Origin of the sequence: Mycobacterium sp. MFM001 (genome assembly GCF_003402475.1) — a bacterium.
GTDB lineage: Bacteria > Actinomycetota > Actinomycetes > Mycobacteriales > Mycobacteriaceae > Mycobacterium.
In genome coordinates this window covers 34,929-58,085 of sequence record NZ_BFAB01000011.1, presented here as the reverse complement: position 1 = coordinate 58,085, position 23,157 = coordinate 34,929, and the positions used below count along the sequence as shown (strand labels likewise).

Sequence of the window (23,157 nt, the reverse complement as noted above, 5' to 3'; positions counted from 1 at the left end):
TCTCCTCGGTTCCTCTGCACTCGGCAATTAACTCAGCCTACCGGCCAGTAGCCTGATTACCCGCACCCGGCGGCCCGCAGCAGCAGGTCACACCGCGCCGACAGCGCCGCCCGCAGGGGAGCGGCGCGCAGCATGATGGCGCGCTGGCAACGCACATACTCGGCGCGGCCGGCGCTGTGCTCGACGGCGATCGGTGTGTACCCGTAGCTGCGAAGGTCATACGGGCTGGCCCGCATGTCGACTTCGCGCGCCGCCGCAGCCAGTTCCAGGCAGTCCAGCAGCAGCTCAGAGTCGACCAGTGGGCTCAGCTTGTAACTCCATTTATACAAATCCATGTTGGAGTGCAGGCAACCGGGCTGCTCCCAGTCCGGCTGGGTGGCGCGGCTGGGTGCGCCGGCGTTGCGCGACGCGGCCTCGGCGGTGAAGAACCGGAACGCGTCGAAGTGGCTGCAGCGCAAGGTCTCGGCGTCGACGACGGCGTCGGTGCCCGCGGCGCCCAGCCGCAGCGGCACCCGGTCGTGACGCACGGCGCCGGAGCGGTACACCATCGCCCACTCGTGCAGCCCGAAGCAGTTCAGCCGCGGCTGCCGCTGCGCGGTCGCGCGCTGCAGCCGTGCTACGAACCGCAGCGTGTCCAGGCGGCTGCGCAGGAAGGCGTCGCCGACCGTCACCCCGCCTGTGCAGAGGGTGTAGCCGCGACGGCCCCGGTAGCGGCGGACCGCCTGCTCGCCGGCCAGCACCACGCCGTACCCGGGATGCCAGCACCGCAGCTGCCGCGGCCGCAGGCTGTAGTAGCTGAACAGGAAGTCCCACACCGGATGCGGCTCGCCGGGGCGATGCGAACTCAGGAACGCCTCGACACGCTCGCGATAGGCCTGCGCCCGGGGCATCCACTGGGCGGGTTCGAGCACCTCAGACACGATGCGTCCCGTCGCGCACGGTGCCCACGAGATCCTCGACCAGGTCCTCCAGCGCCACCATCGCGACCACGGCGCCGTCGTCGCCGGTGACCAGCGCCAGGTGACTTTTGCTGCGGCGCATCCGCGACAGCGCTTCGGGCAGCGGCATCGACTGGGGAACCTCGGGCAGCGGTCGCACGATCGCGGGGTCGATCGCAGCACGCGAGTCGGCGAAATCCAGCGACAGCAGGTCTTTGATGTGCAGGTAGCCGATGAACGTCCCGTCGACGTCGGTGACCGGAAACCGGGAGTACCCGGTGTCGGTCAACGCCTGCTCGACCGCCTCGACCGTCGGCCCGCGGCCGGTGGCCGCCACCGGCACCGCGCGGATCTCGGCGACCGGCACCGCGACGTCGGCGACCACCCGGTTGCGGATCTGCAGCGCGCGGGTGAGCCGGGTGTGCTCCTCGGGGTCCAGCAGGCCCTCGGACACCGATTCGGCGATCATCTCGGACAGCTCGACCGTGGACACCGTGACGTCGAGCTCGTCGCGCAGCGGGATCCCGAGCGCCCGCAGTATGGCGTTGGCGCACCAGTTGTAGAACGCAATGAACGGGCGGGCGGCCCGCACATAGACCAGGTAGGCCGGGATCAACAGCATCGCCGCCTTCTCCGGGCCGGCGATCGCGATGTTCTTCGGCACCATCTCGCCGAGCAGCACATGCAGCGTCACCACGATCGCGAGCGCGATCACGAACGACACCGTGTGCAGAAGGGCGTCGGAAAGGCCGAGCAGGCCGACCGAATCGTGCAGCAGGTCGGCGACCGCCGGCTCGCCGATCCGGCCGAGCAGGATCGAGGCCACCGTGATGCCCAGCTGGGCGCCGGCGAACATCAGCGGCAGCTGCTCGCCGGCCCGGATCACGGTGACCGCACTGGACCTGCCCTGCTCGGCCAGGGCTTCGAGCCGGTCGCGGCGCACCGAGATCAACGAGAACTCGGCGCCGACGAAAAACGCGTTGGCGGCGACCAGCAGGATGGTCGCCAGGATGGCGAGCACGTCGCCCAGATCGCCCGCCATCAACGGCCCACCTCGGTCAGTTCCAGCAGGTCGATGCGACGGCCGTCCATCCGCACCACCCTGGCCCGCCAGCGGGCCGAGCTGTCCGAACGCCCTTCGGGGTCGAACGCCGTCAACTCCACCGACTCCCCGGCCACCGGGATGTGGCCGAGCTCTTGGAGCACCAGCCCGCCGATCGTGTCGTATTCGCCCTCGGGGGCGCGATAACCGGTCGCAGCGGCCACCTCGTCGATGCGCAGCAGCCCCGACACCCGCCACCCGTTACCGGCGGCCACCACGTGCGGCGTGGCGTCATCGTGCTCGTCGCGGACGTCGCCGACGATCTCCTCGATCAGGTCCTCGACGGTGAGCATGCCCGCGGTGCCGCCGTATTCGTCGACGACCAGCGCCGTTTGCAGGCCGTTGGCGCGGATCTGCGACATCAGCGCATCGCCGTCCAGCGTGGACGGCACCACGGCGACCGGTTGCGCGACGGCGGTGAGCAGCGTGTGTGCCCGTTCGGCGGCCGGCACCTCGAACACCTGCTTGACGTGCACGATGCCGACGGTCTCGTCCAGGTCGCCGTCGATGATCGGGAAGCGGGAAAAGCCGGTCTCGGTGGCGGTCGCGACGAGGTCGGCGACGGTGTTGTCTTTTTGCAGCGCAACGATTTTCGAGCGCGGCGTCATCAGCTCCTCGGCGGTCAGCGTGCCGAACTGAAGCGACCGGTGCACCAGCGCGGCGGTGACCGGGTCCAGCGCGCCGCTGCGCGCCGAGCTGCGCACCAGCGACACCAGTTCGGCCGGCGACCGGGCCGACCGCAGCTCTTGGGCCGGCTCGATGCCCAGCCGGCGCAGGATCCAGTTCGCCGTGCCGTTGGTCAGCCGGATCGCCGGGGTCATCACCAGCGAGAACAACAGCTGCACCCCGGCGACGAAACGGGCGGTCGGCAGCGGCCGGGCGATCGCGATGTATTTGGGCACCAGCTCGCCGAACACCATCGACAGCGACGTGACAATCACCAGTGCCACGAACGCGATCACCGCGTCGGCGATCCGGTGGGGCACCCCGATTGCATCCATCGCCGGATGCGGCAGCTCGGCCACCAGCGGCTCGGTCAGGTAACCGGTCACCAGGGTGGTGATCGAGATGCCCAGCTGCGCGCCGGACAACTGAAAGGACAGCGTGTGGTGAGCGCGCCGCACGAAGCGGTCGCGGCGGGCCCCGCCGCGGGCGTTGGCCTCGACGGTGCTGCGCTCGAGGGTGGTCAGCGAGAACTCGGCGGCGACGAACAACGCGGTGCCCGCGGTCAGCACCACGATCGCCAGCAGGCTGAGCAGGGTGACGACGAGGTTCATCGGGAGTCGAATCCGCCGGGCCGCCGGCCCGGCCGTCTAGAAACCGGCTCCTCGGATTCGGCACACGGCCCCTCGGCCCGGAAGCCAACGGCCTCGACGGGTGCCTGCGGCACGTGATCCCTTTCCCTTGCTGCGGCTGCGCGTGAAGTTCACATGGTATCGAAAACCACTGCCACCGCGGCTCACCAGCCGAAGGGCAGCGGATGTCCCTCGGCGAAACCCGCCGCCGACTGCACCCCGACCACCGCGCGCTCGTGCAACTCGGCCAGCGTTGACGCACCGACGTAGGTGCAGGTGCTGCGCACCCCGGAGGTGATGTGGTCGATCAGGTCCTCAACGCCGCCGCGGTCGGGGTCCAGACCCATCCGCGAGGTGGAGATGCCCTCCTCGAACAGCGCCTTGCGGGCGCGGTCGAACGCGCTGTCGGCGGCGGTGCGGGCCACCACCGCGCGCTTGGACGCCATCCCGTAGCTCTCCTTGTAGGGCTGGTCGTCGCGGTCGCGCATCAGGTCGCCGGGTGACTCGTAGGTGCCGGCGAACCACGATCCGATCATCACGTTCGACGCGCCGGCCGCCAGCGCCAGCGCCACGTCGCGCGGGTGGCGCACCCCGCCGTCGGCCCATATCCGTCCGCCGAGTTGCCGTGCGGCCGAAGCGCATTCGAGTACGGCAGAAAACTGCGGGCGACCGACTCCGGTCATCATCCGGGTGGTGCACATGGCGCCGGGGCCGACCCCGACCTTGACGATGTCCGCGCCGGCGCTCAGCAGATCGCGGGTGCCTTCTGCCGACACCACGTTGCCGGCCACCAGCGGGACCCCCAGGTCGAGCGACGAGACGGCTTTGATCGCGTCGAGCGCCTTGACTTGGTGTCCGTGCGCGGTGTCGACGACCAGCACGTCGACGCCGGCCTCGACGAGGGCCTGGGCCTTGGCGGCCGCGTCGCCGGTGATGCCGACGGCCGCGCCGACCCGCAGCCGGCCCGCGGAATCCACTGCAGGCGTGTAGATGCCCGCGCGGATCGCGCCGGTGCGGGTCAGGACGCCGGCCAGGGTGCCGTCGTCCGCGGTCAGCACGGCGACGTCGACCGGAGCGTGCTCGAGCAGGTCGAACACCGTTCGCGGCTCGGTGCCCACCGGCGCGCTGACGAAGTCGGTGGTGGCGATGTCGCGCACGCGGGTGAAGCGATCCACGCCGACGCAAGCCGATTCGGTGACCAGGCCGATCGGGCGGCCTTCGAACACCACCACCGCCGCGCCGTGCGCGCGCTTGTGGATCAGCGCCATCGCGTCGGACACCGAATCGTCGGGCGCCAGCATCACCGGGGTGTCGACGACGAGGTCGCGGCTTTTGACGAAGTCCACCGTCTGCTGCACCGCGGTGATCGGAAGGTCTTGCGGCAGAACGACAATCCCGCCGCGGCGGGCCACCGTCTCGGCCATCCGACGGCCGGCGACCGCGGTCATGTTGGCCACCACCACCGGAATCGTGGTGCCCGAGCCGTCGTCGGTGGACAGGTCGACGTCGAACCGCGACGCCACATCCGAACGGTTCGGGACGATGAAGACGTCGTCGTACGTCAGGTCATAGCCGGGTCGATGCCCGTCCAGAAACCTCATCGATATCGATTGTCCTGCTTTGGTTCGATTTGTCCGGCTCCTCCTCATCGCTTCGCTCTGCATCGTCGCCAGACTAGGCGGGTACCTCGCTGCGGTTTCCGCTCCACAGCGTGTGGAACTTACCCGGCGCGTCGATCCGCCCGTAGGTGTGCGCGCCGAAGAAGTCGCGCTGCGCCTGGGTGAGCGCGGCGGGCAACCGTTCGGTGCGCAGTGCGTCGTAATACGAGAGCGCCGAGGAGAATCCCGGGATCGGGATACCCAGACCGGTAGCGGTGCACACCACTCGGCGCCAACTGTCGATCGCCGATTCGACGGCGCTGCGGAAATACGGCGCGACGAGCAGGCTGGCCAGGTCCGGGTCGGTGTCGAAGGCTTCCTTGATGCGGTTGAGGAACTTCGCGCGGATGATGCAGCCGCCGCGCCAGATGGTGGCCAGGTCGCCGGGCGTGATGTTCCAGCCGTATTCGGCGCTGCCGGCCTGAATCTGGTTGAACCCCTGCGAATACGCGACGATCTTGGAGGCGTAGAGCGCTTGCCGGACGTCCTCGGTGAACGTGTCGGGGTCACTGGGCCGTTCGCCGAGCCGGCCGGAGGCCAGCCCGACGGCGGCCTTGCGCTGCTCGACCGCTCCCGACAGCGCGCGGGCGAACACCGCCTCGGCGATCCCGGTCACCGGCACGCCGAGGTCCAGCGCCGACTTGACGGTCCAGCGGCCGGTGCCTTTCTGCTCGGCCTCGTCGAGGATCAGGTCGACCAGCGGCTTGCCGGTTTTGGCGTCCGTCTGGCGCAGCACTTCTGCGGTGATCTCGACCAGGTAGCTGTCCAGGTCGCCGTCGTTCCACTCGGTGAAGACGTCGGCGATCTGCGGGGCGGTCAGGCCCAGCCCGTCGCGCAGCAGCTGGTAGGCCTCGCCGATGAGCTGCATGTCGGAGTACTCGATGCCGTTGTGCACCATCTTGACGAAATGCCCTGAGCCGTCGGGCCCGATGTGCGTGCAGCACGGCACGCCGTCGACGTGCGCCGAGATCTCCTCGAGCAGCGGGCCCAGCGATTTGTAGGACTCGGCCGGGCCGCCCGGCATGATCGACGGCCCGTTCAGCGCGCCTTCTTCGCCGCCGGAGATGCCCGCCCCGACGAAGTGCAGACCGCGTTCGGCCATCGCTTTCTCGCGACGGATGGTGTCGGTGTAGAGCGCGTTGCCGCCGTCGATGATGATGTCGCCTTTTTCCATCGCGTCGGCGAGTTCGTTGATGACGGCGTCGGTGGCCTCGCCGGCCTTGACCATGATCAGCACCCGGCGCGGCTTCTCCAGCGCGGCCAGGAATTCCGGGATGGTTTCGCTGCGCACGAAATTTCCTTCGGCGCCATGCTCTTTCAGCAGCGCGTCGGTCTTGGCGACCGAACGGTTGTGCAGCGCCACGGTGTAGCCGTGCCGGGCGAAGTTGCGCGCGATGTTCGAGCCCATCACCGCCAGCCCGGTCACCCCGATTTGCGCGCTACCGTTCGATTGCGACGAGCTCATGTATCCGCCTCTCAGATCCCGGGGCCGTGTCCCAGCCTTTCACCCGATCACTGTGGCATAGCTAGCCGATGAACAGCCGTTCGAGTTCCGTCAGCCACGGCACGGCCAGCGCGATCGTGGGCACCACCAGCACGGCGGCCGCCGCCAGGTAGGCACCGATCGACAGCATCAGGCTGTTGCCGCGCCCGGACAGTCGGCGCACCCGCACCACTGTGGTCGGTCCGCCGGCCGCCAGCGCGCCCGACGGGGTGTGCCCGGACGCGCACGCCACCAACGCGCGGGCCAGGGGAGTGCGACCGACCACCCGCACCGCGGCGTCGTCGGCCAGCAGCTCGACGAGCAGCTGCACCGAGTTCAGCGCGCTGGTGCTGCGGACAAACCGGGGGAAGGCGGCGCGTACCGCGGTGAACGCTTCGAGCACGAGGTCGTGGCGGGCGCGCAGGTGCGCACGCTCGTGGCTGAGAATCGCCGCGACCTCCGTGTCGGCGAGGCTGGTCAAGGCGCCCTCGCTGAGCACCACGCGGCTGCGCACACCGGGCAGGCAGTAGGCGAGGGGTTGCGCCACCTCGAGGATCCGCAGGTCGCGGGGTCGGGCACCGGTCGGAGCGGGCATCGTCTCGTGTCCGACGCCGAGCAGGTCGACCAGCATCCGGTGGTGGGCCCTGCGGCGCCGGGTGGCGATCGCCACCCGCAGCACGGCGACCGCCAGCCGTGCGCCGACCAGCACGGTGACCGCGAAAACACTGACGTAGGCCACCCACAACGGCCAGCCGAGCCGCCCGATGTCACCGACGATGCTGGCGGTGGGCCGCCCGTCGGGCCCCGGCATCAGCAGCCGGCTGGCGATCGCGATGCCGGCGGAAAACGCCGACAGCACCGCGGCCACGGCGATGGCCTGCCACAACACCATCGCCGCCCTGGGGGCGCGCAACGGCCAGCTCGCTCGTGCCAACAGGGCCGGCACCGGGCCGACAAGCAGCACCGCGAGGATGGTGAAGGCCAGCGCGGACACGCTGCCAGTCTCTCTCAGTCCTCGGCTTGATCGCCAGCGGTTGGGCTGTTGGGCTGGCCGGATTCCAATTCGTCGAGTGCCCGGCGCAGCGCCTCTGCCTCGTCGGCGCCGACCCGTTCGACGAAATGCACCAGCGCCGCCTGCCGGCTGCCGGAGTCCGCAGCCTGGTCCAGCGCGTCGACCATGAGCCCGGCGACCAGCTCGTCGCGTCCGTGCACGGGGGTGTAGCGGTGCGCGCGGTCGTCGCGGATTTGGGAGACCAGATTCTTTTTGGCCAACCGCTGCAAGACGGTCATCACGGTCGTGTACGCCAGGTCGCGCTGTATCGACAACGCTTCGTGCACCTGGCGAACAGTTTGAGGTTCCGGCGCAGACCAGAGGTGGTCCATCACCGCCCGTTCAAGGTCCCCCAGACGCGTCAGCTTAGCCATATCCGTTCATCTCCTGAGCAATGACGCAAGCGTACTCCGGCTTACTACCGTCCGTCGTACCGAGCGCTCTGCCGTGAACCGCCAATCCATCGTGACACGATCTATCGACCCGTGGGAACCAGCCATAACCCAGGCTATTGGACACCGGTGTGAAAGTCGTCACAGAACTCCTTCGGCCGCCGGTCGAGTTAAGTATGGTTAGCCTAACCAAACTGAGCGCGACGAGGAGGCCCCGTGCCGGCTGAGGTGGACGACCCGCTGATCGCGGCGATGGCCATTGGGCGGACGCTGCCGCTGCATGAATCCAGCCGGCGGCTTCGCGGCCTGTATCCACACAGCCCGCGTGTGTACGGGGTCGCGGTGCTCGCCGACGTATCGCTGCGGCGGTGGTGGCCGCTCGCGTCGGCCCTCACCACTGACCGGCTCCAGATGATGTTCGACGGTGCCGCCGCCGATATGGATGTGCGTTCCGCCGCCCGGGAACTGGCGACCACGCTGGTCCATACGGTGCTCGGGCGCGTCGTGGCGCTGGTGGTTCTCGAGGGCAGGGCTTGGGACACCGGCATCGAGAACCTGTGGGTCCATGTCGACGCCGAGGGCGCCATCGACTGGGCGGCGGTGGTCGACCCGACGCTGCGTGCACTGCCCGACGACCCCTGCTTTGCGGGCGAGCCGCCCGAAGCGATCGTGCGGCTGCCGAGCGAGGCCGCGTTGACGACGTGGGTCGCGCACCGCTGCCACCGGACGTTGGCGCCGCTGTTCGCCCGGTTGCACACGGTCAGCTTCGGAGCGCTTTCGATGGCGGCGATGTGGCAGATCGTCGGGTCCGCCGTGGTGGCAACCGCGACCCAGCTGCCGCAACTGGCCGCCGTCGACGAGGTGACCGCCATGCGGCGAGGTCAAGCGGTGCTGGACGCGCTGGTTGGCTTCGGGCTGCCGGTGCGTGGCCCGTCCGCGCACCGGCCTCTTGCAAAGTTAGGGCAGCCTTGCCTATGCTAATTTCCGTCGAGCAACACAATGACCGCGGCGAGTCCTGAGGGCTGCAGCGACCCCCGGTCGACTCGATCGGCGAGCCCCGTGCCTGGTGCGCGGGGCTCGCCCGTGTTGGTGTAGACACAAGGGCGTGCAACCGCTGCCAGGATCCGTCGTGCCGCCCGAATTCGGCGCACCGTTCGACAACCACCTCGGGCTGGTCTTCACTGAGCTCACTGCGGACGGCGCGCGTGCGCAGCTCGAGGTTCAGCCAAAGCTGTTGCAGCCCTTCGGGATTGTGCATGGCGGAGTGTACTGCTCGATGGTCGAGAGCATGGCCAGTGTGGCCGCCTATACCTGGCTGAGCGAACACGGCGGCGGCGCCGTCGTCGGCGTCAACAACAACACCGACTTCCTGCGTGCCATCAGCAGCGGCATGGTGTACGGCCGGGCCGAACCAGTGCATCGCGGCCGGCTGCAGCAACTATGGCTGGTCACGATCACCGGAGCCGACGAGCGGCCCGTCGCCCGCGGGCAGGTCCGGCTGCAAAACCTGGAAACGCCGCCGCGTTAGCTGGCTGCTTTGGTCGTCTCGCCCTGATGCGCCTCGGCGGCCAGCACCGCCAGCTGCTCGAGCCGGGTGCGGGCGAACGCCTGCTGCTCGGTGATCGTCAGCTGGCCGCGGCGACCGCTTAAGAACGTCACCATCCACGACAGCACCGTGGTGATCTTGTTCTTGAAGCCGATCAGGTAGACCAAGTGCAGCATCAGCCAGGCCAGCCAGGCGATGAGTCCGCCGAATTCCAGGGGGCCGATCTTGGCTACCGCGGAATACCTCGAGACGGTGGCCATCGACCCTTTGTCGAAGTACTGGAACGGCTCACGCTCTGCCGGATTGGCCCCGGCGAGTTCGGCTTTGATCGTGGTCGCGGCGTACTTGGCGCCCTGGATGGCCCCCTGCGCCACGCCCGGCACCCCGTCGACGGCCGCCATGTCGCCGACGACGAACACGTTGGGGTGGCCCGGGATCGTCAGGTCGGGCAGCACCTTGACCCGCCCGGCGCGGTCCAGTTCGACCCCCGATTGCCGGGCCAGATCCCGACCCAACGGGCTTGCCGAGACGCCGGCCGACCACACCTTGCAGGCCGATTCGATGCGCCGAACAGTGCCGTCGGAGTCCTTGACCGTGATGCCGTTGCGGTCGACGTCGGTGACCATTGCGCCCAGCTGGATTTCGACGCCCATTTTCTCCAGCCGTGCGGCGGCCTTTTTTCCGAGCTTCTCACCCATTGGCGGCAGGACCGCGGGGGCGGCGTCGAGAAGAATCACTCGTGCCTTCGTCGGATCGATTTGGCGGAATGTGCCTTTCAGCGTGTATTCGGCAAGCTCGGCAATTTGGCCCGCCATCTCAACACCGGTCGGACCGGCTCCGACGACGGTGAAAGTCAGTAGCCTCTTGCGCCGCTCGGGATCGTTGGACCGTTCCGCCTGCTCGAACGCGCTCAAAATGCGGCCCCGCAGCTCCAAGGCGTCGTCGACGGACTTCATTCCGGGAGCGAACTCGGCGAAATGGTCGTTGCCGAAGTAGGACTGGCCGGCGCCCGCGGCGATGATCAGGCTGTCGTACGGGGTTTCGTAGGAGTGGCCGAGCAACTCGGAGACGACGAACTTGCCGGCTAGATCGATGTGGGTGACGTCGCCGAGCAGCACTTGGACGTTGCGTTGTTTGCGCAGGATGACCCGGGTCGGTGGGGCGATGGCGCCTTCCGCGACGATGCCGGTCGCGACCTGGTACAGCATCGGCTGGAACAGGTGATGGGTCGTGCGGGCAATCAGCTTGATGTCGACGTCGGCCCGCTTGAGCTTCTTGACCGCGTTCAGTCCACCGAATCCGGATCCGATGACGACGACACGATGCCGGCGATTGGGTGCAGCAGTGTCTTCGGGTTGGGCACTCATTGTGGGGGTTGCTCCTCGACGGCGACTGCGTTCATTAACACGGTAGTCGCCCGGGTTGGCCGCTATCGACGCCGACGCTGTGTGATCAGCCACACCGGCGACCTCGATCGTGACGTGGTTCGTGATGCCAAAGCGGGTACCCGAAGCAACGTCAAAGGAGGCGCAAATGGCAAAAGATCACGGTCCGAGCGTCAAAAACGACAAGCAATACGAGGGTTTGCGCAAGAAAGGAATGAGCAAGTCTCGGGCAGCGGCGATTTCGAATTCACCCGGCTCATCCAGCAGAGGCGGCAAGAGCTCAGGAAGCAGTCAAAGCAAACGCAGCAGCGGCTCGGGTAGCGGCGGGAACACATCTCAGAAAAAGGCCGCCGGCCGAAAGGGTGGCAAGAAATCTAGTTAGCGGATTCAGCTACGCGAAATGCGCAAGCGCCCCGTGGCTGACGTGCAGCAGCTGGCCGGTGATGTGGCGTGCCGCCGGCGTAGTGAGGAACAGCGCCATCCGGGCGACCTCGGCCGCGGCCGACGGCGGCGTGCTACTCAGGCCCTCATAGCCGGGCTGCGCGCTACGCCCCGCCGCGACGGCGTTGACGGTGATGCCGCGGGTGCCGAAAACCGTTGCCTGCCCGGCCACCCAGTTCGCCAGCGCTGCCTTGACCGCGGCGTCGGCGCTGCCGGGGCGCGGGTTTTCCGGCACGACGCTGACGATCGAGCCGCCCGAACGCAGATGGTCGCCGACGGCCTGCACGGTCATCACCGCCGAGAGCACGGTGGCGTCGAGCGCGCTGCGCCATGCGCCGGCCAGGTCGGCCAGTGTGTAGGCCCGCGGGTCACCGGCGTCCCACTGCGGCGCCGGCACGTTGACGATCGTGTCCAGGTGATGCGGGAACATGCCACGGACCTCGGTCAGGCTGGCCGGGTCGGTGATGTCGCAGACGATGGCGTCGGCGTCAAGCTCCTTCGCAACCACCTCCAGGTCGTCGCGTCGCGCGCCCACCAGCGTCACTTTGTGGCCGGCATCGCGAAAGCCTTCGGCAACGACGCGGCCCTGTTCGGTGTCGCCCCCGGTGACCAGCACCTCCACCGCCATGACCTCCTCGTGTTAGCGCCGGATCCATAGATCGCAGCGCATGATGGCGTCGATCCCGATCAATGTTACTGGACAGTAGCTACCCACGGAACTCCGGACGCGCCACCGAAGCGGACAACATTGGATAACGGTTCGGGCGCCGCGCGCCCGTGCCGCCGACCAGCTAGGTTTGACGGCATGCGTCGGTCCTGGCTGCTTGCCGGCTTTGCGTCTTTGCTCGTGGTCGCGAATCTGGTCGGGTGTGGTTCGAAATCCTCTTCCCCGTCGGCGTCGACGTCGTCGTCCGCACCGCCGCCCGGGCAGTCGATCCTGGTGTTTGCCGCCGCCTCGCTGAAGCCGTCGTTCACCCAGATCGGTGAGCACTTCAAGACCGACAACCCCGGCGCCAGCGTCGATTTCAATTTCGCGGGCTCATCGGAGCTGGCCACTCAGCTGACCCAGGGCGCCTCCGCAGACGTCTTCGCTTCGGCGGACACGGCGCAAATGGACACCGTCGCAAGTGCCGGACTGCTCAACGGGACGCCGGTCAATTTCGCGTCGAACACCTTGGTCATCGTCACCGCGCCGGGCAATCCGAAAAAGGTGGAGTCGTTCGCCGATCTCACCAAACCGGGGCTGAGCGTGGTCGTGTGCCAGCAGCCGGTTCCGTGCGGAGCTGCGACGCAGCGCATCGAGGATAAGACGGGCGTGCACCTCAACCCGGTCAGCGAGGAACCGAACGTGACCGACGTTCTGGGCAAGGTGACCAGCGGGCAGGCCGACGTCGGGCTGGTCTACATCACCGACGCGGTGAACGCCGGCGACAAGGTCGCCACGGTGAAGTTCCCCGAGTCCGCCGGCGCGGTCAACGTGTATCCGATCGCGGTGCTCAAGAAGGCGCCCCACGCCGCGCTGGCACAGAAGTTCGTCGACCTGGTGACCGGCGAAACCGGGCAGAAGATCCTGGACCAGGCCGGATTCGCCAAGCCCTGACGAGCAGCGTTGAACGCGCCATCGGGACTGCCGCGCTGGGTGTATCTCCCGGCGGTCGCGGGGATGGTCTTCGTCGCGCTGCCGCTGCTGGCGGTTGCGGTCAAGGTCGACTGGCCACATTTCTGGTCGCTGATCACCAGCCCGTCGTCGCGTACGGCGCTGCTGCTGAGCATCAAGACCGCGGCGGCCAGCACCGCCCTGTGCGTGCTGGTGGGCGTGCCGATGGCGTTGGTGTTGGCACGCAGCCGGGCCCGGATGGTGCGGTGGCTGCGACCGGTGATCCTGCTGCCGCTGGTTTTGCCGCCGGTGGTCGGCGGCATTGCGCTGCTGTACGCGTTCGGCCGGCTCGGGCTGATCGGGCGGTATCTGGATGCGGCGGGCATCAGCATCGCGTTCACCACCACCGCGGTGGTGCTGGCGCAGACCTTCGTGTCGCTGCCGTTTCTGGTCATTGCTCTGGAGGGCGCGGCCCGCACGGCGGGAGCCGACTACGAGGTGGTGGCGGCGACGCTGGGTGCCCGGCCGGGGACGGTGTGGTGGCGGGTGACGCTTCCGCTGCTGTTGCCCGGTCTGGTCTCGGGTGCGGTGCTGGCCTTTGCGCGTTCGCTGGGGGAGTTCGGTGCGACACTGACGTTCGCCGGCTCGCGGCAGGGCGTGACGCGGACGTTGCCGCTGGAGATCTACCTGCAGCGGGTCAGTGACGCCGACGCGGCGGTGGCCTTGTCGATTCTGTTGGTGGCGGTCGCCGCGGTCGTCGTGCTCGGGGTCGGCACCCGCCGGCTTACCGGAGTCGGTGCCGGATGACCGCATTGCAGCTTCGTGCCGTGGTCGCCGAGCGCCAGCTGGACGTGCAGTTCTCGGTATCCCCGGGTGAGGTGCTGGCCGTGCTGGGAGCGAACGGGGCAGGCAAGTCGACGGCATTGCATGTGATTGCGGGGCTGGTTCGACCCGACGCGGGCCACGTCCGCCTGGGCGATCGCACGCTCACCGACACTGCAACGGGTTTGCATGTGGCCACGCATCGGCGCCGGGTTGGGCTGCTGCTGCAGGACCCGCTGCTGTTTCCGCATATGAGCGTGGCCGGCAATGTGGCGTTCGGGCCGCACAGCCGTCGACGTCGAATGTGGGGGACACGCGGCGCGGAGCGGGCCTCGGCGATGCACTGGCTGCGCGAGGTGGACGCCGAGCAGCTGGCCGATCGGCGTCCGCGCCAGCTTTCCGGCGGCCAGGCCCAGCGCGTGGCGATCGCTCGGGCATTGGCCGCCGAACCCGACGTGCTGCTGCTCGACGAGCCGCTGTCCGGCCTGGACGTCGCCGCGGCCGCAGGCGTCCGCGCAGTGCTCCGCAAGATCGTCACCCGGGATGCGCGCGCCACCATCCTGGTGACCCACGACCTGCTCGACGTTGTCACGCTGGCCGATCGCGTGATGGTGCTCGAGTCGGGCAAGATTGCCGAAATCGGTTCGGTCGCTGAGGTTTTGGCGGCGCCCCGCAGTCATTTCGGTGCGCGCATCGCCGGCGTCAACCTGGTCAACGGAACGATCGGCGACGACGGCAGTCTGGCTGACTGCTCCGGGAACCAGTGGCACGGCACCGCCGTCGACGAGCTTGCCGCGGGACAGCAGGCGGTCGCGGTATTCACGCCGGCGGCGGTGGCCGTGTACCGGGACCCGCCGCACGGCAGCCCACGCAATACCGTCAAGGAGACCGTCGCCGAGCTGGACACCCGCGGGCCCGCAGTCCGCGTGCGCGGGGCAGACCAACCGGATGGCGCGCCCGGGCTGGCCGCCGACGTCACGGTCGAGGCCGCCGCGGAGTTGCGGCTGACGCCGGGCCAATCCGTATGGTTCTCGGTCAAGGCGCAGGAGGTGGCGCTGTACACCGCGCCGGCACACCGCCCAGCCGCGCCTGCATAACAGCTGGCAAACAAATCACAATGTCAGCAATCCACACTTGCGTCACGGCTGTAACACGGTAGGTTCGTCGCCATGAAGCAGGTGGACTCAACCTCGACACGGCCGAAAGCCTTATGGGCAACGCTGGCAATCGCCGCGGCCAGCGCCGCCACGATCGCATTCCCGGCGACGACAGCAAGCGCCGATCCGCCCCCGCCGCCTGGCACGACGACGCCGGCGCCCCCGCCGCCACCGGGAGCCAACGCAGCGCCCGACACCGCGCCCGGGCCGGCCGGCCCCAGTGCCGCGCCACCGACCGCCGACCCCGTCGCCGCCCCGCCCGGAACCGACCCGAACGCGACGCCGCCGGTGGCCGACCCCAACGCACCCGAACCGGGGCGTGTCGACAATCCGCCCGGCGGGTTCAGCTATGTCATTCCGGCCGGCTGGGTGGAATCGGATGCGACCCACCTCGACTACGGGTCGGCGCTGTTGAGCAAGGAGACGGGCCCGCCGCCGGCGCCCGGGCAACCGCCTGCCGTCGCCAACGACACCCGCATCGTTCTCGGCAAGCTGGACCAAAAGCTTTATGCCAGTGCCGAAGCCGATAACACCAAGGCCGCGACACGGCTGGCTTCGGATATGGGCGAGTTCTTCATGCCCTACCCGGGCACCCGGATCAACCAGGCGAATGTCCCGCTGGCCGGTAACGGCGTGTCGGGAAGCGCGTCGTACTACGAAGTGAAGTTCAGCGACGCGAGCAAGCCCAACGGCCAGATCTGGACGGGCGTGATCGGCCCGAGCAACCCGAACGCGGCGCAAGGTGCGCAAAAGCAGCGTTGGTTTGTCGTGTGGCTGGGGACCTCCAATAACCCGGTGGACCAAAACGCTGCCAAGGCGTTGGCCGAGTCGGTCCGCCCGTTGGCGCCGCCGCCGGCCGCGGCACCGGGAACGGCTCCGGCTCCGGGAGCGCCGGGAGCACCGGCAGCTCCACCGCCGGCCGCACCTGGAGCACCGGCAGCGCCGCCGCCCAACGCGCCGCAACAGCAGCCGGCTCCGGCGGCGCCGGCTCCCGCCGGCGAGCAAGGTCCGGTCACCACGTCGGCGACGGGCAACACGCGGACGACATGAGCCGCGTCGACCGCGTCCGGTCTGCGTGACGAATCGTTACGCTGACGCGGTGTACCGAATAGCAGTCCAGCAGTGGGCTCAACGTCTCGCCGTCCTGCTTGCAGGCCAATAGTCAAAGGAGCTGGCCGTGGTCTTGCACATCATCTGGATGATCATCGTCGGTCTTGTCGTCGGCGCAATCGCACGGCTTATCGTGCCCGGCAGGCAGTCCATGGGTTTGATCGCGACGGCGCTACTGGGCATCGCCGGAAGTTTCGTGGGCGGCACGCTAGGCGCCCTCATCTTCGACCATCAATTCATCCCGCGCCAGCCGACCGCCCACCCGTTTCTGGGTGCACTGGTCGGTGCAGTGATCTTGGTGCTGATTTATAAGTTTGTCACCGGGCGCACACGAACTCTGTAGACGCGCCAATCCGTCCTGCGGCCCGGGCTGGCTTTAAGTCGACCCGTTTCCAACATGGCTGCCGAATCGTTACCCTGGCGCGGTATACCGGGTCATAGTCCAGCCGAACCGCTGGAACTGCCTGCGACAGCAAGGAGATCCGGATGTACGTCACGGCAGCTACCGAGTTCCTCGCCCGTTCAACGACACTGACCAGTGTCGGCTGGATCGGCTACATCATCATCGGTGCCATTGCAGGCTGGATCGCCGGCAAGATCGTGCGGGGTGGCGGTGCGGGCATTCTGATGAACATCGTGATCGGAATCGTCGGCGCGTTGATCGGCGGGTTTCTGCTGAGCTTCTTCGTCGATACCGCCTCCGGCGGGTGGTGGTTCACGTTGTTCACCGCGGTACTGGGTTCGGTGATCCTGCTGTGGATCGTCGGGCTCGTCCGCGGGCGAGGCTAGCTCGCTAAACCCTTGCGGCCGTGGCGGATCGGCATCAGCCGGTCCGTCGCGGCATGATGGAGTGATGGCGTCCGAGCCGACCGCCCCCACGATGAGTGCGTGGCGGGTACGCAAACCCGGCCCGATGAACACCGGGCCACTGGAACGGGTTACCACCGAGGTGCCGCGCCCCGAGCCGTCCGAGCTGCTCGTGGCCGTACACGCCTGCGGGGTGTGCCGCACCGATCTGCACGTCACCGAGGGCGACCTGCCGGTGCACCGCGACCGGGTAACCCCGGGCCACGAAGTGGTGGGGGAGGTCGTCGAGGTCGGCGCCGACGCCGGCGACGGCTTCGCGGTCGGTGACCGGGTGGGGATCGCCTGGCTGCGACACACCTGCGGGATGTGCAAATACTGTCGCCGCGGTGATGAGAACCTGTGCCCGAAATCCCGTTACACGGGCTGGGACGCCGACGGCGGGTACGCCGAATTCGCCACCGTCCCTGCGGCTTTCGCACATCACCTGCCCGGCGGCTACAGCAACAGCGAGCTGGCGCCGTTGCTGTGCGCCGGCATCATCGGATACCGCTCGCTGCTGCGCGCCGAGCTGCCGCCGGGCGGGCGGCTGGGTCTGTACGGATTCGGCGGCAGCGCCCACATCACCGCGCAGGTGGCGGTGGCGCAGGGCGCGGAGCTGCACGTGATGACCCGCGGCGCTCAGGCACGCGAGCTGGCGCTGGAACTGGGCGCCGCGTCGGCGCAAGGCGCGACCGACCCGCCGCCGGTACCGCTCGACGCGGCGATTCTGTTCGCCCCAGTCGGTGACCTGGTGCTGCCGGCGCTGGAGGCGTTGGACCGCGGCGGCACACTGGCGATCGCCGGTATCCACCTGAGCGACATCCCGATCCTGAACTATCAGCGGCACCTGTTCCAGGAGCGGCAGATTCGCTCCGTGACGTCGAACACCCGCGCCGACGCGCGGGCCTTCCTGGAGTTCGCCGGGCAGCATCACATCAACGTCACCACGCCGGAATACCCTCTGGGACAAGCTGATCGAGCGCTCACCGATCTCAGCGAGGGCCGCATCGCCGGTGCGGCGGTGCTCCTGGTGTAGCTGTTTGTTATCGCCCGCTCGCGGTATTCCCGAGCAGTGCCTCGAATTCGGCGATGACGTCATCGAGGGGTCTGGTGCGGTGTACGTGTGCGGACCACCGCCGATGATCGAATTGGTCCGCGACAACATCGACACCACGGCGGCGAAAGCGCTGTATTACGAACGGTTCAGCGCTCCGCCCGTACGCGACGGGACCGCATTCGACGTGGTTGGGACGCAGCGGCGAGGTGCTGCATGTACCCGCCGACGAAACGGTGCTCGAGGTACTGGCCCGGCACCGACCCAGCGTCGCCTACTCCTGCCGGCAGGGCTTCTGCGGCACCTGCAAAGTGCGGGTGCTCGCCGGGACGCCCGACCACCGCGACAACCGGCTCACCGACGCCGAGCGCGACGAGTCGATGCTCGTCTGTGTGTCGCGGTCGCGATCGCCGAAATTGGTCCTCGACTTGTAGCGAGCCGCCCTCACGTGGACAGGTGCCACACCAGCGCGGCGGCCAAAGCACCGAGTCCGTTCAGCGACCAGTGCAATGCGATCGGCGCGATCAGGCTGCCGCTGCGCCGCCGCAACCAGCTGAACACGAAGCCCGCCACGGCCGTCGCGCACACCGCCAACGTCACTCCGGCCAGCATGCCGACAACCCCGCCGCCGAACAGCCGGGTGAAGCCGACGTTGCTACTGGTCAACCCCAACGACGTCGCGACGTGCCACAGCCCGAACAGCAGCGACCCCGCCACCGCGACACCGCGAAATCCCCACGCCCGGTTCAGCGCGCCGTGCAGCACACCGCGGAACGCCAGCTCTTCGGGGATCACGGTCTGCAGCGGGATGATGAGCATCGACGCGATCAGCGCACCCGAGATCGTCGCGTAGTGGTTGTTCATGAACATCGGCCGAGTCATCGGCAACAGCACACCGACCGCGATCACCGACATCACCACGGTCACCGCGGCCAGCGCATATCCGACCCCGGCCCGCCAGTGTTCCCGGCCGAGGCCGAGTTCGGCCCAGCCTAAGCCGTTGCAGCGCAACATGATCACCAATCCGATGGCGGCGGCCGGCACCGTGGCGATGCCCGCCCACGGTGTGGTGAAGTGCGCGATCAGGTTGGTCACCGCCAACACCACGACGACGACGGCGACGTCGACGTACACCCGGAAGCGGTGCAGCGCGGACAGCTGCACCGCCAGCGGGTGCGGTTCGGTGGTCATTTCCCTAGGTTACCCAGGTCCACCCGGAAATCTCCGGGTCGTCCTCGCCGTGCTCACGGGTGTAGCGGCGCGCGGCCAGCCGGGCGTCGGCCATCTGCTGACGCAGCACGGCGGCGCGGTTGACCAGCCCGTCGACCCGGTCGATCACGTCCATCACCAGATGGAAGCGGTCGAGGTCGTTGAGCATCACCATGTCGAACGGCGTCGTTGTTGTGCCCCGCTCGTTGTAGCCACGCACATGCATGTGGTCGTGGTTGGCGCGGCGATACGTCAGCCGGTGGATCAGCCACGGGTAGCCGTGGTAGGCGAAGATCACCGGGGTGTCGGTGCCGAACAGCGCGTCGAACTCGCTGTCGGGCAACCCGTGCGGATGCTCGGATTCCGGCTGCAGCCGCATGATGTCGACGACGTTGATCACCCGCACCGCCAGGTCGGGCAGCTCGCGGCGCAGGATGTCGGCGGCGGCAAGCGTCTCCAGCGTCGGAATGTCTCCGGCGCAAGCCAATACGACGTCGGGCTCGGCGGTCGCGGTGCTGGCCCACTGCCAGATGCCCAGGCCGCGGGTGCAGTGCGCGATCGCCTCCTCCATGCTCAGGTAGGCCAGCGCCGGCTGTTTGCCGGCGACGATCACGTTGACGTAATCGCGGCTGCGCAGGCAGTGGTCGGCCACCGACAGCAGCGTGTTGCCGTCCGGCGGCAAGTACACCCGCACGATCTCCGCGCGCTTGTTGGCCACCAGGTCGATGAATCCGGGATCCTGGTGCGAGGCGCCGTTGTGGTCTTGGCGCCACACGTGCGAGGTCAGCAGGTAGTTCAGCGATGCGATCGGCCGCCGCCAGGGCAGCTCGCGGCAGGTCGCCAGCCACTTGGCGTGCTGGTTGAACATCGAGTCGACGATGTGCACGAACGCCTCGTAGCAGTTGAACAACCCGTGCCGGCCGGTCAACAGGTAACCCTCCAGCCAGCCCTGGCACAGATGCTCCGAGAGCACCTCCATCACCCGGCCGTCGGGCGCCAGATTCTCGTCGTCGGGCAGCGTTTCGGAAAGCCACACCTTGTCGGTCGCGCCGTACACGGCGTCGAGGCGATTGGACGCCGTCTCGTCGGGACCCATCAGCCGGAACCGGTCGGGGTTGCGGGCGATCACGTCGCGCAGGAAGGTGCCCAGCACGCGGGTGGCTTCATGGGTCTGCGTACCGGGCGTCGAGACGTCCACCGCGTAATCGCGAAAGTCCGGCAGATCCAGATCGTGCAGCAGGAGACCGCCGTTGGCATGCGGGTTGGCGCTCATCCGGCGATCACCGCTGGGCGCCAGCGCCCGCAGCTCCGGACGCAACCGCCCGTCGTCGTCGAATAGCTCCCCGGGCCGGTAGCTGCGTAACCACTCCTCGAGTTGCGCGCGGTGAGCGGGATTGTCGTGCGTCTGGGCCAGCGGAACCTGATGCGCGCGCCAGGTGCCCTCGACCTGCTTGCCGTCCACCACCTTCGGCCCGGTCCAGCCCTTGGGGGTGCGCAGCACGATCATCGGCCACACCGGCCGCTCGGCGCTCGCGCCGCTGCGGGCGTCGCGCTGAATCGCGGCGATACCGTCGAACGCGTCGTCGAGCGCGGCGGCCAGCTGCTGGTGCACGTTGGCCGGGTCGTCACCGGCGACGGTGATCGGCCGATAGCCGTAGCCGCGCAGCAGCGACTCGAGCTCGTCGTGGCCGATGCGCGCCAGCACGGTCGGGTTGGCGATCTTGTAGCCGTTGAGGTGCAGGATCGGCAACACCGCGCCGTCGCGCGCCGGGTTGAGGAACTTGTTGGAATGCCAGCTGGCGGCCAGCGGCCCGGTTTCGGCTTCCCCGTCGCCGACCACACAGGCCACCACCAGATCCGGGTTGTCGAACGCCGCGCCGTACGCGTGGACCAGGGCGTAGCCTAGCTCGCCGCCCTCGTGGATGGAGCCCGGGGTCTGGGCCGCTACGTGACTGGGCACGCCGCCGGGAAAAGAGAACTGGCGGAACAGCTTTCGCATCCCGTCGGTGTCTTGTTCGATCCCGGTGTACACCTCGCTGTAGGTGCCTTCCAGATACGCGTTGGCGACGAGTGCGGGGCCGCCGTGCCCGGGCCCGGTGATGAAGATCGCGTTGGTGTCGCGGGTGCGGATGACCCGGTTCAGGTGGGCATAGATCAGGTTCAGTCCGGGGGTGGTGCCCCAGTGGCCGAGCAGCCGCGGCTTGACGTGGTCGGGTGCCAGCTTCTCGCGCAGCAGCGGATTGTCCAGCAGGTAGATCTGGCCGACCGACAGGTAGTTGGCGGCCCGCCAGTAGGCGTCGATGAGGGCGAGTTCGTCGTCGGAGAGGGTGGCCGGTGTCGCGGTTTGCAGACTCATCCGTCCGATTGTCCGCGCCGTCGGTAGACACCGCAGCCTATGTTCATTTCGGAGACCGCACGGTCGCACCGGTCGCGGTACGGTCGTTCGATAGTCTTTCGGCAAGCTGGCCCCTGTCCGACGGCAATACGTCGCAGAGCGCGCACCAGCAACACGGAAGGCTTGTTTCCATTGCCCGTTGACCCACGCACACCAGTGCTGATCGGCTGCGGCCAGGTCAACCAGTTCGAGGACAACCCGGACATCGAGCCGGTCGACCTGATGGTCGCCGCGGCCTGCGAGGCCGCCGACCAGCGGGTCCTCGCGGCGGTGGACTCGATTCGGGTGGTGAACCTGCTATCGGCGCGCTACCGCGATCCCGGCATGCTGCTCGGGCAGCGCATCGGCGCCGACAACCCGGCCACCCGCTACAGCGGGGTGGGGGGCAACGTGCCGCAGACGCTGGTGAACCGGGCATGCCTGGACATCCAGCAGGGACGCGCCGACGTGGTCCTGGTGGCGGGCGCCGAAACCTGGCGCACCAGAATGCAGTTGAAGGCGCAGGGCCGCAGACTGACCTGGACGGAGCAAGACGGCTCGGTCCCGCTCGCGCCGGGCGGTGACGAGAACGTCCCGATGGCCGGGCCGGCCGAAGAGCGCATCGAGCTCGCCCGCCCGGCTCACGTCTATCCACTGTTCGAGCAGGCACTGCGGATCAGCAACGGCGAGCCGATCGAAGACCACCGCAGGCGCATCGGTGAACTGTGGGCGCGGTTCAACGCCGTCGCCGTTGACAACCCGCATGCGTGGATCCGCAAACCCCTTGACGCTGAGGACATTTGGCAGGCCGGCCCGACCAACCGGATGATCAGCTGGCCCTACACCAAGCTGATGAACTCCAACAACATGGTCGACCAGGGCGCCGCGCTGGTGCTGGCTTCGGCGGAGGCCGCGGCGCGACTGCAGATACCCACCGAACGCTGGGTGTACCCGTACGCCGGCACCGATGCGCACGACACCTACGCGATCAGCGAGCGTGCCGAACTGCACCGCTGCCCGGCAATCCGGATCGGCGGTGCACGTGCGCTGCAACTGGCCGGGCTCGGCGTCGACGACGTCGACCACGTCGACCTGTATTCGTGCTTCCCGTCCGCTGTGCAGATCGCGGCCGCCGAACTCGGGCTGCCGGTCGACGACCCGAGCCGGCCGCTGACCGTGACCGGCGGGCTGACGTTCGCCGGCGGGCCGTGGAGCAACTACGTCACGCACTCGATTGCGACGATGGCCGAGTTGCTGATCGCAAACCCCGGGCGGCGCGGCCTGATCACCGCCAATGGCGGCTATCTGACCAAACACAGCTTCGGTGTGTACGGCACCGAGCCGCCGGTCTCGGAATTCCGTTGGGAGGACGTGCAATCGGTCGTCGACCGGGAGCCGACCCGACCGGCGGTGGTCGAATGGGACGGCGTCGGCACCGTCGAATCCTGGACCACGCCGTTCGACCGGGACGGCCGCCCGGAGAAGGCCTATCTGGCGGTCCGCACCCCCGACGAGTCGCGCACGCTGGCCGTGATCCCCGATGCGGCGGCCGCCGAGGCGACCGTCCGGGACGACATCGCCGGCGCCAAGGTCACCGTCCGCCCCGACGGCACCGCCACTTTGCGCTAGGTATACAGGTAGGTCACGAAATCGACGTTAGGGTCAAAAGCTTCCTGGGAACCCTCCTCGCGCGTCTA

21 protein-coding genes and 1 pseudogene are annotated in these 23,157 nt (G+C 68.4%); 11 read left to right on the top strand and 11 right to left on the bottom strand.

The annotated features are described in order from the left end of the window. Positions 1-56: 56 nt before the first annotated feature. From MFM001_RS18360 to MFM001_RS18330, 7 genes are all read right to left on the bottom strand, one after another. Entirely contained in the window at positions 57-920 is an 864-nt protein-coding gene (locus tag MFM001_RS18360; RefSeq protein ID WP_238159279.1) for a 3-methyladenine DNA glycosylase, read from the bottom strand. Next, on the bottom strand, positions 913-1,980 hold the full coding sequence (locus tag MFM001_RS18355) for a hemolysin family protein (protein WP_371685565.1): 1,068 nt from the start codon (positions 1,978-1,980) through the stop codon (positions 913-915). Before MFM001_RS18355 ends, MFM001_RS18360 begins: the two co-directional genes overlap by 8 nt. Next, positions 1,980-3,317 carry a hemolysin family protein gene (locus MFM001_RS18350; RefSeq protein WP_116376706.1) on the bottom strand — a complete coding sequence of 446 codons (1,338 nt, stop codon included), beginning with the start codon at positions 3,315-3,317 and terminating at the stop codon, positions 1,980-1,982. Before MFM001_RS18350 ends, MFM001_RS18355 begins: the two co-directional genes overlap by 1 nt. A 182-nt stretch (positions 3,318-3,499) precedes the next feature. Continuing rightward, positions 3,500-4,936, bottom strand: a complete 1,437-nt coding sequence (locus MFM001_RS18345) for a GuaB1 family IMP dehydrogenase-related protein (protein ID WP_116376705.1) — start codon at positions 4,934-4,936, stop codon at positions 3,500-3,502. A 73-nt stretch (positions 4,937-5,009) separates the two neighbouring features. After that, positions 5,010-6,458, bottom strand: a complete 1,449-nt coding sequence (gene gndA / locus MFM001_RS18340; RefSeq protein WP_116376704.1) for an NADP-dependent phosphogluconate dehydrogenase — start codon at positions 6,456-6,458, stop codon at positions 5,010-5,012. Between the two features lie 61 nt (positions 6,459-6,519). Further along, positions 6,520-7,470, bottom strand: coding sequence for a M56 family metallopeptidase (locus MFM001_RS18335; RefSeq protein WP_116376703.1), 951 nt, complete (start codon positions 7,468-7,470; stop codon positions 6,520-6,522). Positions 7,471-7,484: 14 nt separating this feature from the next. After that, complete coding sequence (locus MFM001_RS18330) at positions 7,485-7,901, bottom strand: BlaI/MecI/CopY family transcriptional regulator (protein WP_116376702.1); 417 nt, start codon at positions 7,899-7,901, stop codon at positions 7,485-7,487. A gap of 234 nt (positions 7,902-8,135) precedes the next feature. On the opposite strand from MFM001_RS18330, the gene MFM001_RS18325 reads away from it, so the two are divergent. Both MFM001_RS18325 and MFM001_RS18320 read left to right on the top strand, forming a co-directional pair. Continuing rightward, positions 8,136-8,900, top strand: coding sequence for an iron reductase (locus tag MFM001_RS18325; protein ID WP_116376701.1), 765 nt, complete (start codon positions 8,136-8,138; stop codon positions 8,898-8,900). A 124-nt stretch (positions 8,901-9,024) separates the two neighbouring features. Then, entirely contained in the window at positions 9,025-9,447 is a 423-nt protein-coding gene (locus tag MFM001_RS18320) for a PaaI family thioesterase (RefSeq protein ID WP_116376700.1), read from the top strand. Here MFM001_RS18320 and MFM001_RS18315 read toward each other — a convergent pair. Both MFM001_RS18315 and MFM001_RS18305 read right to left on the bottom strand, forming a co-directional pair. Then, a complete protein-coding gene (locus MFM001_RS18315; protein ID WP_116376699.1) occupies positions 9,444-10,832 on the bottom strand; it encodes an NAD(P)/FAD-dependent oxidoreductase in 1,389 nt (462 codons plus the stop codon). The two genes, MFM001_RS18320 and MFM001_RS18315, sit on opposite strands and share 4 nt — an antisense overlap. Before the next feature lie 409 nt (positions 10,833-11,241). Further along, positions 11,242-11,919 carry an SDR family oxidoreductase gene (locus MFM001_RS18305; RefSeq protein ID WP_116376698.1) on the bottom strand — a complete coding sequence of 226 codons (678 nt, stop codon included), beginning with the start codon at positions 11,917-11,919 and terminating at the stop codon, positions 11,242-11,244. 177 nt (positions 11,920-12,096) lie between these two features. Between MFM001_RS18305 and modA the strand changes: the two genes are divergently transcribed. The 8 genes and pseudogenes from modA to MFM001_RS18265 form a co-directional block, all read left to right on the top strand. After that, positions 12,097-12,891 carry a molybdate ABC transporter substrate-binding protein gene (gene modA, locus MFM001_RS18300; protein WP_116376697.1) on the top strand — a complete coding sequence of 265 codons (795 nt, stop codon included), beginning with the start codon at positions 12,097-12,099 and terminating at the stop codon, positions 12,889-12,891. 63 nt (positions 12,892-12,954) lie between these two features. Beyond that, a complete protein-coding gene (locus MFM001_RS18295) occupies positions 12,955-13,695 on the top strand; it encodes an ABC transporter permease (RefSeq protein ID WP_371685567.1) in 741 nt (246 codons plus the stop codon). Beyond that, the gene (locus MFM001_RS18290) at positions 13,692-14,807 is read left to right on the top strand and encodes a sulfate/molybdate ABC transporter ATP-binding protein (RefSeq protein WP_116376695.1); all 1,116 of its coding nucleotides are present in this window, start codon (positions 13,692-13,694) and stop codon (positions 14,805-14,807) included. The genes MFM001_RS18295 and MFM001_RS18290 overlap by 4 nt, the downstream gene beginning before the upstream one ends. Before the next feature lie 72 nt (positions 14,808-14,879). Beyond that, the gene (locus MFM001_RS18285) at positions 14,880-15,917 is read left to right on the top strand and encodes an alanine and proline-rich secreted protein Apa (protein WP_116376694.1); all 1,038 of its coding nucleotides are present in this window, start codon (positions 14,880-14,882) and stop codon (positions 15,915-15,917) included. Positions 15,918-16,044: 127 nt separating this feature from the next. After that, positions 16,045-16,320: a GlsB/YeaQ/YmgE family stress response membrane protein gene (locus tag MFM001_RS18280; protein ID WP_116376693.1), complete on the top strand. Its 276-nt coding sequence runs from the start codon at positions 16,045-16,047 to the stop codon at positions 16,318-16,320. A gap of 143 nt (positions 16,321-16,463) precedes the next feature. Then, entirely contained in the window at positions 16,464-16,766 is a 303-nt protein-coding gene (locus tag MFM001_RS18275) for a GlsB/YeaQ/YmgE family stress response membrane protein (RefSeq protein ID WP_062538849.1), read from the top strand. A gap of 64 nt (positions 16,767-16,830) precedes the next feature. Then, positions 16,831-17,859, top strand: a complete 1,029-nt coding sequence (locus MFM001_RS18270; protein ID WP_116376692.1) for a zinc-binding alcohol dehydrogenase family protein — start codon at positions 16,831-16,833, stop codon at positions 17,857-17,859. A 73-nt stretch (positions 17,860-17,932) separates the two neighbouring features. After that, positions 17,933-18,311, top strand: a pseudogene (locus MFM001_RS18265) (2Fe-2S iron-sulfur cluster-binding protein); the annotation flags it as partial. A 10-nt stretch (positions 18,312-18,321) separates the two neighbouring features. On the opposite strand, the gene MFM001_RS18260 reads toward MFM001_RS18265, so the two are convergent. After that, positions 18,322-19,068 carry a CPBP family intramembrane glutamic endopeptidase gene (locus tag MFM001_RS18260; protein ID WP_116376691.1) on the bottom strand — a complete coding sequence of 249 codons (747 nt, stop codon included), beginning with the start codon at positions 19,066-19,068 and terminating at the stop codon, positions 18,322-18,324. Between the two features lie 4 nt (positions 19,069-19,072). Beyond that, positions 19,073-21,442: a phosphoketolase gene (locus tag MFM001_RS18255; protein WP_116376690.1), complete on the bottom strand. Its 2,370-nt coding sequence runs from the start codon at positions 21,440-21,442 to the stop codon at positions 19,073-19,075. A 171-nt stretch (positions 21,443-21,613) separates the two neighbouring features. Between MFM001_RS18255 and MFM001_RS18250 the strand changes: the two genes are divergently transcribed. After that, positions 21,614-23,089, top strand: a complete 1,476-nt coding sequence (locus tag MFM001_RS18250) for an acetyl-CoA acetyltransferase (protein WP_116376689.1) — start codon at positions 21,614-21,616, stop codon at positions 23,087-23,089. The last annotated feature ends 68 nt before the right edge of the window (positions 23,090-23,157 follow it).